Source organism: Paenibacillus sp. FSL H7-0690 (assembly GCF_037980415.1).
Taxonomy (GTDB): Bacteria; Bacillota; Bacilli; order Paenibacillales; family Paenibacillaceae; genus Paenibacillus_AQ; species Paenibacillus_AQ odorifer.
Window position 1 is genome coordinate 1,957,835 of record NZ_CP150281.1, and the last position, 15,089, is coordinate 1,972,923.

The following is a 15,089-nucleotide window of genomic DNA, read 5'->3' on the forward strand; positions in this document are numbered from 1 at the left end:
AATTATTAATCAACGCTTGATGCTTGTTAATCCTTAAGTGGATTACTGAGCATCAAGCGTTTTTTTGTAAGGTTAGGTTTACGATCATTAGCAAGTCTTATTGCAGAACACATCTGAATCTTCGCTTGTTAAATCATCCGCTAGGCGTACGGACCCAGTGGACCTTAATTGCAAATTCAGCGCTTCTTGAGTCGGGGTTCGGACCCCAGCGACGCTATTCCTTGAAAAGAGCCTCATATAGGCTGGTTTTTAGTGCAATAGCGTCTGTGGGGTCCGATAGCATAGGGAAAATCGGAAAATGTGGCATATAAGAGCATCAGTGTCCGATAGAGCTGAAGTATACGAACATTTTGAACTAAGGTTAACTACACAAACGAGGGTTGGTGTGGAGTACGCCTTTTAACGAAGCTTTATATAAATGTGAACATAAAAATATTTTTTTATTTCTTTTTACCCATTCACATTATTATCCAAAAGTGATATCATAATCATATCAAAAGAATATCTAGTGGGGGTGCTTTTATGAAAGAGAAAACGCTTCGTCCTGTCAGTGGATTTTGGGTCCTCGCATTGATTGCAGTTTGTTTAGCTGGGGGAATTTATGGTGCGGTTCAAGAGTATGTCGCAGTGCCAGTCATTCTGTTCGTTGTAGCAGGGGTATTATGTACAAGTGTTACGGTTGTGCAGCCCAATAAGTCGGTTGTAGTTACCTTTTTCGGGCAATATGTAGGGACTATCGTGACAAGTGGCTTGTTTGCAGTCATTCCGTTCAGTTTGCGCAAGACGGTTTCCCTCCGCGTACGTAACTTTAACAGTGTCAAGCTGAAGGTTAATGATGTGGAAGGGAATCCGATTGAAATTGCTGCAGTTATCGTATTTAAGGTAATTAACTCTGCAAAAGCGCTTTTTGATGTAGATAAATATATGGCGTTTGTGGAAATTCAAAGTGAAACAGCGCTGCGTCATGTGGCCAGTAAATACCCGTATGATAACTTCAATGAATCGGGCATGTCCCTGCGGGCCAATGCAGATGAGATTGCTAAAGAATTGGCAACCGAGCTGCAAGAACGTTTGTCGATATCTGGTGTAGAGGTCATTGAAGCGCGGCTCACACACTTGGCTTATTCCACAGAGATTGCCAGTACAATGTTGCAACGTCAGCAAGCATCTGCAATTCTGTCCGCTCGTCAAATCATTGTTGAAGGCGCCGTGGGCATGGTCGATATGGCGATTAAACAGCTTAAAGAGAGTGGCGTGGTTGAGCTTGATGAGGAACGCAAAGCGGCGATGATTAATAATCTGATGGTTGCGATCGTGTCGGAGCGCGGAGCGAGTCCGGTCATTAACGCCGGCTCGTTGTACTAAGGCGGTGCATCATGGCGGCCAAGAAAAGCTTTCCACTGCGGATTGATCCGGATTTACATGAGGCGCTGGAACGATGGGCGGGAGAGGAATTTCGCAGCGTAAACGGACATATCGAATACTTGTTGCGTGAGTCTTTGAAACGTGCAGGCCGCTTACCTGAAAAAAAACGGCGAGAGGAATAACCATAGAAGGGCTGTTTCAGCATCCATGTATTGGCTGCAAGAACAGTCCTTATGTGTGTCTTCTGACTGTGTTTCTATCATTTTGGACCCTTTTCTGACTTGACTGTCAGAGAGGACAGATTTATAATTACTCCATAATTCACGTTAACAGCATTGACGAAGATATGAGTTGATTGTTCTGGACCGTTCAGAGAGAGGAAACTTAGGCTGAAATTTCCTCCGGCATCCTGCTTTCGATTTACCCCTTTGTAGCTGCGGTTTTGAATTCCCTGTAATGGGATAGTAAGAGCTGCCGGTTCATGGTCGTTACTCCATGCTTACGAAGGATTCTATCTTTGCTCCGCTTGAGTTTTCAAGGGAGGCTAGAGAGAATCGAATTTGGGTGGAACCACGGGTGTAATCGCTCGTCCCTTTGCGGGACGGGCGTTTTTTTGTGTGCGTGGATGTTATTGTTCCGCAAAGGTTAAAGGGCCGTTAGGCTTAATTATATGAAGGAGGAATTAGCAATGTCAGTAAGTATTAAGCTTCCGGACGGTTCTGTCCGTGAATACGCAGAGGGTAGCAGTATTGATGATGTAGCAGCTTCTATTAGCAGTGGCCTGCGCAAAAATGCAGCAGCGGGGAAATTGAACGGTATCGTTGTAGATTTATCTACTCCCCTTGAAGAGGGCGCACTGGTAGAGATCGTAACTTTGGATTCACCTGAAGGTCTGGAGGTTATGCGCCACAGTACAGCTCACTTGATGGCTCAAGCGGTTAGACGTTTGTTCGGAACAAAAGAAGTTAAGCTTGGTGTAGGTCCGGTCATTGAAGATGGCTTCTACTACGATATGGATCTGGAACATCCTCTAAATCCTGAAGATTTGCTCAAAATCGAAAAGGAAATGGACCGCATAATTTCGGAGAACCTGCCGATCGTGCGCAAAGAAGTTAGCCGCAAGGAAGCCCTTGAAATTTTCGGTGAGCTAGGTGATCCTTACAAGCTGGAATTGATCGAGGCATTGCCTGAAGATAGCGTAATTTCTATCTATGAACAAGGAGAATTCTTCGACCTATGCCGTGGACCCCATGTGCCGTCGACTGCTAAGATCAAAGTCTTTAAATTGATGAATGTAGCCGGTGCTTACTGGCGCGGCGACAGCAAGAATAAGATGCTTCAACGCGTATACGGCACAGCTTGGATTAAAAAAGCTCAGCTTGATGAGCATCTTCGTCTGCTTGAAGAAGCGAAGAAACGCGATCACCGGAAGCTCGGTAAAGAGCTTGAAATCTTTACATTTAATCAATTGGTAGGACAAGGCTTGCCAATCTGGTTGCCTAAGGGTGCCAAATTGCGCAGTATTCTGGAGCGTTATATCGTAGATCTGGAAGCAAGTCTTGGCTATCAGCATGTATACACACCAGTTCTGGGTAATGTTGAACTGTACAAAACTTCAGGACACTGGGAGCACTATCAAGAGGACATGTTCCCTAAGATGACTATCGACAATGAAGAATTTGTTCTTCGTCCAATGAACTGCCCGCATCACATGATGATTTATAAGAGCTCGATGCACAGCTACCGTGATCTGCCGATCCGTATTGCTGAGCTTGGTATCCAGCACCGTTATGAAATGTCAGGCGCATTGACTGGCTTACACCGTGTGCGCTCAATGACTCTTAATGACTCCCATATTTTCTGCCGTCTAGACCAAATTAAAGGCGAGTTCATTCGTGTAATCGAATTGATTAAACAGGTATACAGTGACTTTGGTATTAATGACTACCGTTTCCGGTTGTCCTATCGTGATCCTAAGGATACTGAGAAATATTATGCGAATGACGAAATGTGGGAAACTGCACAGCGGATGTTGCGTGAGGTTGTAGAGGAAGCTGGACTGCCGTTCTACGAAGCAGAAGGCGAAGCTGCATTCTATGGTCCTAAACTTGATGTGCAAATTAAGACTGTATTAGGTAAAGAAGAGACTCTGTCTACTGTACAAATCGACTTCTTGCTGCCTGAACGTTTTGAACTGGAATATATCGGCGATGATGGTCAAAAACACCGTCCAGTCGTTTTACACCGCGGAATCTTGGGTACAATGGAACGTTTCGTTGCCTTCCTGTTAGAGAACTTTGCGGGCTCGCTGCCGCTTTGGTTATCTCCACAGCAGGTTAAAGTAATTCCTGTATCGACAGCGTTCGACGATTATGCCAAGGAAGTTACAGACAAGCTGCGTCGCCGTGGTATCTCTGCTGAAGCAGATCTCCGCAATGAGAAGCTGGGTTATAAGATTCGCGAAGCACAGCTTGAGAAACTGCCATACATGTTCGTAGTTGGCGAGAATGAGATGAACGCTCAGACGGTTTCCATCCGTAAACGCGGGGAAGGCGACATTGGAGCTAAGCCGCTTCAAGAAGTGATTGAGCTCTTGTCTCAGGAAATTGCTGATCGTGTGATCTCCTAGTTTCTTGTAATTAACAACACCAAAATTACGTCTAAATAAGACCTCTGTTATATGCCAATGAGGATCAACTTCTGATCTTCATGTATAAAATTTTGTGAATCGGGAAACCTTCGCTAATAAGGGGGAGGTTTTTCACATGAACAAAATGGGCATATTTCAGAGGTTTTGGTGTCTTTTTGTCACCATCGTTTTGCTATTGACCGCTGCTGGAATCATTCCAGAATCTAAGCAACAGGCAGTAGGGGCCATTGGGACAGGAGACACTTTACAGCACACGGGTATTAACAAAACGCTATCGAACGAGTTGCAATATACCAAGGCTAATTCTGTGTTTATGAGAACTACAGATGATAAGGTCATTCTTACGACTGGCCGTGCCACACTTATGTCAAACGAGGCGCATTCCGTCGCACCTGTATTACCTGCAACAACAAAAAATAAACCAGCAGCGACGAAGGCACCGCAGAGCACCAAAGCTCCAACCACTAAAACAAACGGTGGCAGCGGATCTTCCAAACAGTTACCAAATTCTATTCCTGTAGCCGCACCTGCGGAAGACCAGATCATTACTTCAATGAAAGTGATGGCGACTGGATATACTGCGGGTTATGAATCTACAGGTAAAACATCTAAACATCCCGAATATGGAATTACCTATTCAGGGGTAAAAGTGCGCAGAGACAAAAATACAGTCTCAACCATTGCTGCTGACCCTAAGGTTTTGCCGCTGGGGAGTATTCTTTATATACCGGGCTATGGATATGCCATAGTTGCTGATACAGGCTCGGCTATTAAAGGGCGGAAGATTGATCTGTATTTTGCTACTACGAAACAGGTGTATAAGGAATGGGGCAAAAAATCAGTTGTAGTTCAACTCATTAAGCGTGGTAACGGGACTTGTACGGAAGTCATGCTGAAGAAGCTGAGCCAAGCGATTGAGACTTACAAAGCAGTACCGCAATCCATGCTCGAAGAATCCATTTAAAGGGATTGAACTTATTTTCACTTGGTCATGCATAATAGTGACATCACCTTGCCATAATACGGACTGGGGCAAAGCAATTGCCTCTTCCGAGATGTTCTCTTAGTAAGCATATTCTATGCTGCATAAGAGAAAAGGAGGTGAATTCCGTGGCCAATAACAAGAAATCTAAAGTACAAGAAAATTACAAAACACCAAATGAAAAATACAATGCTGAGTTTGCTGTTGAGAATGACGGCGCTACTAAGCAAAGTGGAAATACTTCTAAACCAGCTCAGAAACCGCAACAATAATGCGCTGACTGAAGCAGAAGACTGCTGAAAAAAAGAGACTGTCCAATTCAGTTAATTACTGAGGGACAGTCTTTTTTCATATATAATGAAGTAAATAGAATTTTATCCCATTCATCTCAGTCTAGAGACTGAGGGGAAGTTCCTTCTCTCGCCGCTGTTTCTCAGTACTTCATTCCTGTAGACTAAGGCTATAAGATTGAAGAAGAGAGCGTTCCACTACTTTAAAGGGGAAATGAATGATGAAAAGAAGGTTCACCAGCCAGGTTTTAGGCGGCCTGATCCTGATAGGGATTGGAGCTATGTTTCTACTGAGACAATTAGGTTACACTGATTTCAGCTTAGGTTACCTGATTTCGAATTATTGGCCGGTAATTTTGATCCTAATGGGAATGAACCGGCTTTTAGGTACAGGGGATGGACAATCCAAAGGTTCTTCACCTATCGGCGGCTTTTTCTTTCTGGCGATCGGAGTGTTTTTCCTTGGACGGAATTTAGATTGGTTCGATATTTCGGCCGGGGATTTTTTCAAAATGTTCATTCCAGTTATGTTGATTGGCGGCGGACTTTATGTGATTTTTAAACCACGCGGTTCAGTACCACCTGTGCCACCAGCTCCACCGTCACCACCAGATCACTTTCCTTCAGGAAAAAGCTCACTAGATGTGGAGCCGCCCAAACCACTGGATTCCACACTTGATGAACAATTTGAGCAAAAATTCGGCAAGGCTTCTGGTCAACGCGACTGGAAGGACTATCTTCAAAAAGATGAAGAAGACGATGAGGACGAAACAGGATCTTATAAGTCCAGCGCTGAAGCACGTTGGCAAGAGAAGCAGGAACGACACGAGCGCAGACGTCAGGAACGTCATGAGCGTCATGCTCATAGACATGGTAAATGGCATGAGGAATTCCATGAATCAAATAATCAAAAGGAATCGACCAATCGCTCTGCTTTTATCGGAGATGTCCACATGGGGCGCGAGCATTTCCAACTGAAGAACACGAATATCTCGCAGTTTATCGGCGATACCGTACTGGATCTGACGAATGCACAGATTGCTTATGGCGAAACGAGGATTAATATTTCCGCTTTTATAGGCGACATTAAAGTATACATTCCGAATGATATGGATCTTGGCATCTCGGTGAACAGCAGTTCTTTTATCGGGGATATGGAAGTTCTGGATCAGTCTCGCAGTGGGTTTATGAGCAGTGTACAGTGCAAGACTCCTTATTATAAAGAAGCAGGCAAAAAAGTCCGTATAAATGTAAGTGCATTTATAGGTGACATTAAAGTTAAAACGGTGGGTTAGATGGGGACAATCTTCAGTAATACCAAATGGTTGCTGTTGTTTTACTTTTTGCTCACTGGAGCGGTAAGTGCAGGATTGATGTATGCAGGCACTTGCCTTGGTTATATCGAAGTGAAGGATTATCGGATGTGGCTGTACTTATGTCTCGGGATTGTGTTGTTCACTGTAGTTATCGGCTATATGGCAGGCCAGCGGATTCAGCGCCGGATTGATCATCTGGATCTGAATATGCTGCAGGTCGCCAAAGGAAATCTGTCCGTACGGATGCCAGAAAGTGACGATCAGTCTTTTGCCCGAGTGTATCACGAGTTTAATGTCATGATGGATACGGTCGAGAATAAGATGCAGCTTCTACAGCGATTGGGTGAACAAGAGGTTATTGAGAAGGAACAGGCAGCGGAGAGTGCGGTGTTGGAGGAAAGAAGGCGTATGGCCCGGGATCTGCATGATACGGTGAGCCAACAGCTTTTTGCCATCCATATGTCGGCTTCTTCGCTGCCTAAAGTGCTGAAGGTCAATGAAGCTCAAGGTCAAATGGTCATGGACCAGTTGATTACAATGTCTCAGATGGCACAAAAACAAATGAGAGCATTAATTGCACAACTGCGTCCGGTGGAGCTGGAAGGTCGAAATCTGTTCGAGGCGCTGGAAAAATGGTTTCCCGATTATTGCCGCCAGAATGGCTTAAAAGGAATGAAGGAGCTCGAACTTCAGGGCGAGTTATCGGAAGCAATCGAACATCAGCTGTTCCTAATTATTCAAGAGGCGATGGCGAATATCGTGAAGCATGCCGGGGCTAGACTGGTGAGTCTATCGCTGCGTGAAGGATCAAGACAAGTTGTGCTGAGTATTAGTGATGACGGTCAAGGTTTTGAACATGTGCAGCAAAAACAAGGCTCCTACGGTCTCACCACCATGCGCGAACGGGCGGAGAAACTGGGTGGGCAAGTGGAGATTATTAGCCGCAAGGGTGCGGGAACGACGATCCGTGTACATATTCCTAAGTTTGTTCAAGGGAACCCAGAATTAGAGCAGAATAGATCGTTAGGAACAGATACACAGGACGAGGAGGAGTAGAGCATGAGTGTCATAAAAGTGTTGCTCGTAGATGATCATGATATGGTACGGATGGGCCTCAAAACTTATCTAATGCTGGAGCCTACATTCGAGGTCATCGGTGAGGCGGCGAATGGACAAGAGGCGCTGGAGATGCTGCGTGCTGGTGGACATGAAGGTCTGCCTGACCTCGTGCTGATGGATTTGATGATGCCAGTGATGAATGGTGCCGAGACCACAAGAGCAGTGCTGGCTGAATTTCCTGGCCTCAAAATCGTGATCCTCACCAGCTTCCTGGAGGATGATCTTGTTGTAGATGCTATAGAGGCTGGTGCAGTCAGCTACGTGCTCAAAACAGTGTCGGCAGAAGAGTTAATCTACGCATTGCAAGGGGCTTACCGCGGCATGCCAGTCATGACGGGTGATGTGTCACAGGCGCTGACCCGTGGTATTCGCCAGCGCACCGTGCAAGGTGATTCCTCCGGTTTAACAGAGCGTGAGAAGGAAGTCCTGCTGCTTATAGCTGAGGGCAAGACCAATAAGGATATCGGTGAGGAGCTGCATATCAGCATCAAGACAGTGAAGACGCATGTCAGCAATCTTTTGATGAAATGCGAGCTTGATGACCGTACCCAGTTGGCTATTTACGCTCATCGGAAGGGCTGGGCTCAGGGGTAGGACTTGTAGACTAAGGTGCATTATTATTTGAAATGGTTTTAGAAGCTCGGGCCGCGATGTTTTTCGCGCCCGAGCTTCTTTTTTTACTTTCCTGCCTAATCTCCTCCCATTTGCCTATATCTTTTATCTGCGCTTAAATTGTTTTTAATGTGACCTTAAGGTTTAAAGTACAAAATAAGAACATGAAAACAAATTAATCCTTGTCACGGCGACAGGAAGCAGGAGGAAAGATAAACATGGACGATAACAAAAACAACTTCAATCGCGACAATGGACCAGCACCAGATCGGGAATGGGACAATAATAACAATAGCAGCAATAATAATAATTCATCTGAAGCAGGATCATCATCATACTACTATTCTTACGGACCTTTTAAATCTTTGAACAAAGATGAGAATAACGCTGACGGCGGCGCACAACACTACAATCGGATGGAGCCAGAACGTGTCGAGGTTACACCTCCACAGCCTGTAAAGCCATTACCTTATAACACATCGCTTCGCACCACTGGCTATGATGGCAATGGTGGTGGCCGCGGAGGAAATGGCGGTGGCGGTTCTGAAGGTGGCGGCGGCTGGCAATATAATAAAAAACCAAAAAGCTCGTTAAAAACAGTGCTGGTATCATTCCTAGCCGGTATGGTCGTTCTCTCGGGCTCAATGTATATGGCAGACAGAGGTAACTGGTTTACGGGAGATACAGCTACAACGGTTGCTAGCTCCGGAACGAATGGAACGGCGAAGACAACGGGCGAGAGTGCAGGTGTTGCGCCTTCTACTTCTACTACATCCTTGGTGACTGGATCTCGTGATGTGACAGGTGTTGTTGATGCGGTGGGACCAGCAGTTGTTAAGATTGAGACACTAGTTAAATCTAATTCGCGTAATGGAAGCTCATCCAGCCCGAATCTGAGTGATCCCTTCTCACAATTTTTCTTCGGGGATCAATACAGTGGAAATGGTTCTTCCCAAAATGAACAGGATTCCAAATCAGGATCGGATTCTTCATCACAGCTTATCCCTTATGGAATTGGAACAGGCTTCATTTATGAGAAATCCGGCTATATTTTGACCAACCAGCACGTAATTGACAATGCCGATGTAATCCAAGTCACCGTGGATGGCGTAACCAAGCCTTATGAAGCGAAGCTGCTAGGTTCTAGCAAAGATCTGGATTTGGCTGTGCTTAAAATTGAAGGAGATAGTGATTTCCCTACAGTAGCACTGGGAGATTCGGATAGCATAAAGGTAGGTTCAGAAGTGGTTGCTATCGGTAACCCGCAAGGCTTCGACCATACTGTAACTTCCGGTGTTCTTAGTGCAAAAGGACGCAGTATTGATATTAACGAAGAAGATGGCAGTGGAACACGTAATTACAAAAACCTGCTGCAAACCGACGCTTCTATCAACCCGGGTAACTCAGGTGGGCCGTTGCTCAACATGAATGGGCAGGTAATTGGGATGAACGTAGCCGTCAGCACGGATTCTCAAGGTATTGGTTTCGCAATCGCTGTGAATACGATTAAAGAAGTCGTAGATAAACTGGAAGCCAACCAAGCCATTCCGAAAGAGCCAGTACCTTTCATTGGTGCAACTCTTATGACGATTACAGATGAGGTTGCTAAGCAAATGGGTACGGATATTAAAGAAGGTTCTGTGGTTGCAGATATCATCTATAAATCCCCAGCGTATACCGCTGACCTGCGCCCTTACGATATCATTACCGGTGCGAATGGAACGAAGTATGCAACCAACCAAGATCTGATTACTTTCATTCAAACGTTAAAAGTTGGTGACAAAGTAACATTAAATGTTGTGCGCGACGGTAAAACCATGGATCTCTCAGTTACCATCGGTAACAAAAATGATTTTGATACAACGACTACACAACAAAGTCAGCAGCAATAATACCGGACGGTAAGTCACACGGAAGGGGCGACCCTTCCGTTTTTGTCTAATTGTGATGTAAACTGCTACAATATATAAAAAGAACTGAACAATGGGGGCTGCTTGATGCGACCGAATATTCTAATTATTGATGATGACGAAAAGATTATTTCTATGCTGCGTAGAGGTTTAGCTTTTGAAGGTTACGATGTGAAAACAGCGGTGAATGGAGCGGATGGATTACGGGCAATCTTGAGCAGTGATCCGGATGTGGTAATTTTGGATGTAATGATGCCTCAGGTGGATGGCTTTGAAGTATGTCGCCGCTTGCGGGAAGGGGGCAGTAATGTTCCTGTTCTCATGCTTACCGCGAAGGATGAAATTGAGCACCGTGTAAAAGGGCTTGATCTGGGTGCGGACGATTATCTGGTTAAACCTTTCGCGCTGGAAGAACTGCTTGCACGTGTACGTGCGCTGCTTCGGCGTAAGAGTGAGCAAAACGAAGGTGGAGAGCAAGCGGTTTCTTATGAAGATATTACGCTGGATGTGGATTCACGTGAGGTTACCCGCGCCGGTAAAAGACTGGAGCTAACAGCAAAGGAATTTGAGCTGCTTCATCTTTTTATGCAAAATCCGAAACGTGTGCTTTCACGGGATCTGATCATGGATAAAATATGGGGTTATGATTATAGCGGTGAATCTAATGTGCTTGAGGTATACATAGCTATGCTACGTCAAAAGACGGAGGAGCATGGCGGTAAACGCCTCATTCAAACGATCCGGGGTGCCGGTTACATTCTAAGAGGTGACAACTAACATGTCTATAAGATTGCGGCTGACTGCTTGGTATTCAGGGATTTTGGCCGTTATGCTGCTGGCCTTATCAGCCGCAATTTACGGTTTTGTTTATTTTAATACTTATGGGGACTTGAAGGATCGTATACAAAAACAGGGTGAGCAGCTTGTAACCAACCTCAATCCTAACTGGGCGTATGACGGTTCATTGCAAAGTGTGAGCATAAACCCCTTCTTCGGCAACAAACTGGAAGAAGCTAATATTCTGGTGCAAACCTATATCTATAATAATGAGAACCTGCAAAAGTCAGAGAACTTGCATTATCTAGATATCCAATTCGATGTTCCGAAACTGGAAGATATTGATAAAGCTCACGGGTTCAAACAGACTACGCTTGGCGGATATCATTTGATGGTTTATCAGATACCGATATATGACTTGAATAAGAGTCCTGTGGCCCTTCTGCAGGTGGCAACACCGTCAAATTCGGAAGACAAGCTCTTGGAGCGTTTAAAAAATATACTACTCGTAGGTTCTTTTGCTACCCTGATCGCGGCATTTACCTTCGGTTTGTTCCTTGCGCGCAAATCCATGAGTCCAATCGGCAAAGTAATTGAAGCTGCGAATGGGATTCAGACGGGGAATGATTTAAGCTCGCGGATTGAATACGATGGGCCGCCAGACGAGATAGGAAGACTTATTGAGACCGTTAACAGTATGCTTGGGCGTATGGAAGGGTTCTACACAGAGCTGGAGGATTCGTATGCGGCTCAGCGCCGTTTCGTTTCAGATGCTTCACACGAGCTTCGGACACCGCTCACTACGATCCGCGGAAATATTGATCTGCTGCAAAAGGTTTGGGAGATGGAACCCGGAGAAGGGAAGATGAGTGAAGCTGAGATTCGCCAGCTATCGCTTGAATCGGTGCAGGATATCGCAGACGAGTCTAAGCGTATGAGCCGCTTGGTAGCGGATATGCTCTCGCTCGCGCGTGCGGATACTGGACGTACTTTTGATATAGAGCCCGTGGCACTGGAACCGATGATGAATGAGATTGCGCGCCGCGCCTCTTTCCTGCCCCGTCAAGCCGAGTGGGTTACAGGTGATATGTCAGTCTTAAATGGCAAATATATAGTTGGGAATAAAGATTATCTACAGCAAATGCTCTTTATTTTTATTGATAATGCCTTTAAGTACACGCCTTCAGGCATCGTGAGTTTGGATACCCTCTTCTATCAGAATCAGATTGGCATTCGGATCACAGATACAGGGATTGGTATGGATAAAGATGAGGTTCCATATATATTTGACCGTTTCTATCGTGCAGATGAATCGCGTGGAATTACGGAAGGGATTGGGCTTGGCTTATCCATTGCTAAGTGGATTATTGACGAGCATGGTGGATCTGTGGAGGTTGTTACACGCCAAGGTGAGGGGACCACTTTTGTCATCTGGTTGCCTCTTCTCTTTGCTCCGCCGCTGGAATAGGGTATAATTTAGAAGTGTCCTATTACAGAGGTCAATGAAAGCAGAAAGCTGGTGAACTCATGGAAGTCATTAAAATCTCTCCCCGGGGATATTGTTACGGAGTTGTCGATGCAATGGTTATGGCACGGCAGGCTGCGCAAAATCTCGATCTTCCCCGGCCGATTTATATACTGGGTATGATTGTTCATAACAGTCATGTCACGAATTCGTTCGAAGATGATGGCATTATTACTTTGGACGGACACAATCGTCTGGATATTCTGGATAAAGTGGATAGTGGGACCGTCATATTCACTGCACACGGGGTTTCTCCTGAGGTACGCAAGATGGCTAGGGACAAGGGGCTAACTACGGTCGACGCCACCTGTCCTGATGTCACGAAGACCCATGATCTTATTCAGGAAAAAGTAGATGACGGTTATGAGGTCATTTATATCGGCAAAAAAGGCCATCCGGAACCGGAGGGTGCTGTGGGTATTGCCCCTGAGCATGTGCATCTGATTGAAAAAGAAGATGAGATTGCTACGTTATCCATCTCTTCTTCACGTATTGTCATTACGAATCAGACTACTATGAGCCAGTGGGATATTAAACACATCATGAAAAAGCTTCTAGAGACCTTCCCAGGTGCTGAAGTGCATAATGAGATATGTATGGCTACCCAGGTACGTCAAGAGGCTGTGGCGGAACAAGCGGGGCAATGTGATCTGGTGATTGTTGTCGGTGATCCGCGAAGCAACAACTCCAATCGTCTGGCACAGGTGTCGGAAGAAATCGCTGGGGTTCCTGCCCATCGTATTTCTGATGTGTCTGAACTCCAAACAGAATGGCTAGAGGGTGTAAATATCGTCGGGGTCACTTCTGGCGCGTCCACACCTACACCTATCACCAAAGAAGTGATTAACTACTTAGATCAGTATGATTCGGCTAATCCGGAGACGTGGGAGATCAAACGTACAGTGAATATGGCGAAGCTGCTGCCACCGGTTAAGAATAAGAGTGCAAGTACTACTTAATGTATTGGGCTAGGCTCGAACTTATATATTATGAACGCTGCAACAAGAGCGCTTAACTTCGTCAGTCGAGGTTAAGTGCTCTTTTTTATCGAAAGAACGCTTCCGACATAGGAATTAGAATATAGATTGACTATAATCGTTTTTTGAGGTAAAATTGCTTTAGTGATTAAAAGCATAAAAGCTTAAAAGCGAACACGCGTCGTAGCGCGATAGTATTTAACGGAATTATTATAAATTTTAAATGTAGAGAGGGAGTTATAAATATGATCGTCATTACATCAAATCAAACACCGGAAGAACAGGTTAAAGATATAATTGCCGTAATCGAAAAAGAAGGTTTGCAGGTGCATCTCTCCAGAGGAGCAGATCACACGGTGATAGGTTTAGTGGGAGGCGTCACTCCTAAGCTCGCCGAGCATTTGCGGCAAATGAAGGGTGTAGAGAACGTCGTGAAGATCTCCAAATCCTACAAGCTGGCCAGCCGGGATTTCCATCCTGAGGATACGATTATTGATATCAAGGGTGTGAAGATTGGTGGAGAAAACCTGGTGATCATGGGCGGACCTTGCGCCGTTGAGTCTCCAGAGCAGATTGATGAGATCGCCCGGCTTGTTAAAGCGTCTGGTGCTCAGGTACTTCGTGGAGGCGCGTTTAAGCCCCGTACAGGACCGTACAGCTTCCAAGGCGTAGGTGTGGAAGGTTTGACTATGATGGCTGAAGCAGGAAAGCGTCATGGGCTGTTGACCATTACAGAGGTTATGACACCAGAGTATGTTGATATCTGTGCGGAACATGCGGATATTCTGCAGGTGGGTACACGGAATATGCAAAACTTTGATTTGCTGCGCAAGCTGGGGACCTGTGGCAGACCTGTTCTTCTAAAACGTGGCTTCAGTGCGACCTACGATGAGTTGCTCAATGCAGCGGAGTACATTTTGGCAGGCGGTAATAAGGATGTAATGCTCTGTGAGCGCGGTATTCGCACATTTGAGACCTACACTCGTAATACGCTGGATCTATCGGCTATTCCAGTTCTACAGAGCTTAAGCCATCTTCCAGTAATCTCTGACCCAAGTCACGGAACCGGTCGTCGTGAGTTAGTTGAGCCTATGGCCAAAGCTTCTGTTGCTGCTGGCGCAAATGGTCTAATTATTGAAATGCACACAGATCCGGACAATTCCATGACAGGTGATGGTGTTCAATCGTTATTTCCTGATCAGTTTGATAACCTGCTAAAGGATCTGGAAAAGCTGGCTCCAATTGTTGGACGTAAGTTTTCAACTTCGCCAGAAACGGTTTCGGCCCTATAAAATTTAATCTAATAGCTTCCTCGGAAGCCCTCTTAACCCGCGACCTAGTGGGAAAAGAGGGTTTTTTTGGAGTTGGATAAAATAAATGTGACATGAAAATATGCGAAAATAACAGATTTCACGAAAGCGTTAGAATATCTTACATTGCTGAAAGAAATACCTGACATAAGCATTGACGATGTTAGGTATGAGATTTATAATTACGACAGCAAAAAAAATTAAAACAAGAACATTTGCATACTGTGAGCGGCCTAATGTTCGGAACTTGGGGGAG

General features: G+C 45.3%; 13 protein-coding genes. All 13 read left to right on the top strand.

Annotated elements, in window-relative coordinates; translation table 11 throughout:
• Positions 1-522: 522 nt before the first annotated feature.
• The 13 genes from MHI32_RS08510 to aroF all read left to right on the top strand — a co-directional run bounded on the left by MHI32_RS08510 (position 523) and on the right by aroF (position 14,815).
• Entirely contained in the window at positions 523-1,365 is an 843-nt protein-coding gene (locus MHI32_RS08510; protein WP_036684473.1) for an SPFH domain-containing protein, read from the top strand.
• Between the two features lie 11 nt (positions 1,366-1,376).
• Positions 1,377-1,547 carry a toxin-antitoxin system HicB family antitoxin gene (locus MHI32_RS08515; protein ID WP_036684471.1) on the top strand — a complete coding sequence of 57 codons (171 nt, stop codon included), beginning with the start codon at positions 1,377-1,379 and terminating at the stop codon, positions 1,545-1,547.
• A 506-nt stretch (positions 1,548-2,053) separates the two neighbouring features.
• A complete protein-coding gene (gene thrS, locus MHI32_RS08520) occupies positions 2,054-3,994 on the top strand; it encodes a threonine--tRNA ligase (protein WP_076135889.1) in 1,941 nt (646 codons plus the stop codon).
• 136 nt (positions 3,995-4,130) lie between these two features.
• Positions 4,131-4,979, top strand: coding sequence for a 3D domain-containing protein (locus tag MHI32_RS08525; RefSeq protein WP_248547672.1), 849 nt, complete (start codon positions 4,131-4,133; stop codon positions 4,977-4,979).
• A gap of 146 nt (positions 4,980-5,125) precedes the next feature.
• The gene (locus MHI32_RS08530) at positions 5,126-5,269 is read left to right on the top strand and encodes a hypothetical protein (protein ID WP_156113077.1); all 144 of its coding nucleotides are present in this window, start codon (positions 5,126-5,128) and stop codon (positions 5,267-5,269) included.
• A gap of 236 nt (positions 5,270-5,505) precedes the next feature.
• Positions 5,506-6,582, top strand: coding sequence for a cell wall-active antibiotics response protein LiaF (liaF, locus tag MHI32_RS08535; RefSeq protein WP_305953552.1), 1,077 nt, complete (start codon positions 5,506-5,508; stop codon positions 6,580-6,582).
• Positions 6,583-7,659 carry a sensor histidine kinase gene (locus tag MHI32_RS08540; RefSeq protein WP_076126420.1) on the top strand — a complete coding sequence of 359 codons (1,077 nt, stop codon included), beginning with the start codon at positions 6,583-6,585 and terminating at the stop codon, positions 7,657-7,659.
• Positions 7,660-7,662: 3 nt separating this feature from the next.
• Positions 7,663-8,316 carry a response regulator transcription factor gene (locus tag MHI32_RS08545; protein WP_036684464.1) on the top strand — a complete coding sequence of 218 codons (654 nt, stop codon included), beginning with the start codon at positions 7,663-7,665 and terminating at the stop codon, positions 8,314-8,316.
• Positions 8,317-8,552: 236 nt separating this feature from the next.
• Positions 8,553-10,226, top strand: coding sequence for a trypsin-like peptidase domain-containing protein (locus MHI32_RS08550; protein ID WP_076126421.1), 1,674 nt, complete (start codon positions 8,553-8,555; stop codon positions 10,224-10,226).
• Positions 10,227-10,331: 105 nt separating this feature from the next.
• The gene (locus tag MHI32_RS08555; protein WP_076126423.1) at positions 10,332-11,021 is read left to right on the top strand and encodes a response regulator transcription factor; all 690 of its coding nucleotides are present in this window, start codon (positions 10,332-10,334) and stop codon (positions 11,019-11,021) included.
• 1 nt (position 11,022) lies between these two features.
• Positions 11,023-12,489: a HAMP domain-containing sensor histidine kinase gene (locus MHI32_RS08560; protein WP_076126425.1), complete on the top strand. Its 1,467-nt coding sequence runs from the start codon at positions 11,023-11,025 to the stop codon at positions 12,487-12,489.
• A 59-nt stretch (positions 12,490-12,548) separates the two neighbouring features.
• Complete coding sequence (locus tag MHI32_RS08565) at positions 12,549-13,505, top strand: 4-hydroxy-3-methylbut-2-enyl diphosphate reductase (RefSeq protein ID WP_076126427.1); 957 nt, start codon at positions 12,549-12,551, stop codon at positions 13,503-13,505.
• A gap of 263 nt (positions 13,506-13,768) precedes the next feature.
• The gene (gene aroF / locus MHI32_RS08570) at positions 13,769-14,815 is read left to right on the top strand and encodes a 3-deoxy-7-phosphoheptulonate synthase (protein WP_036684456.1); all 1,047 of its coding nucleotides are present in this window, start codon (positions 13,769-13,771) and stop codon (positions 14,813-14,815) included.
• Positions 14,816-15,089: the final 274 nt, after the last annotated feature.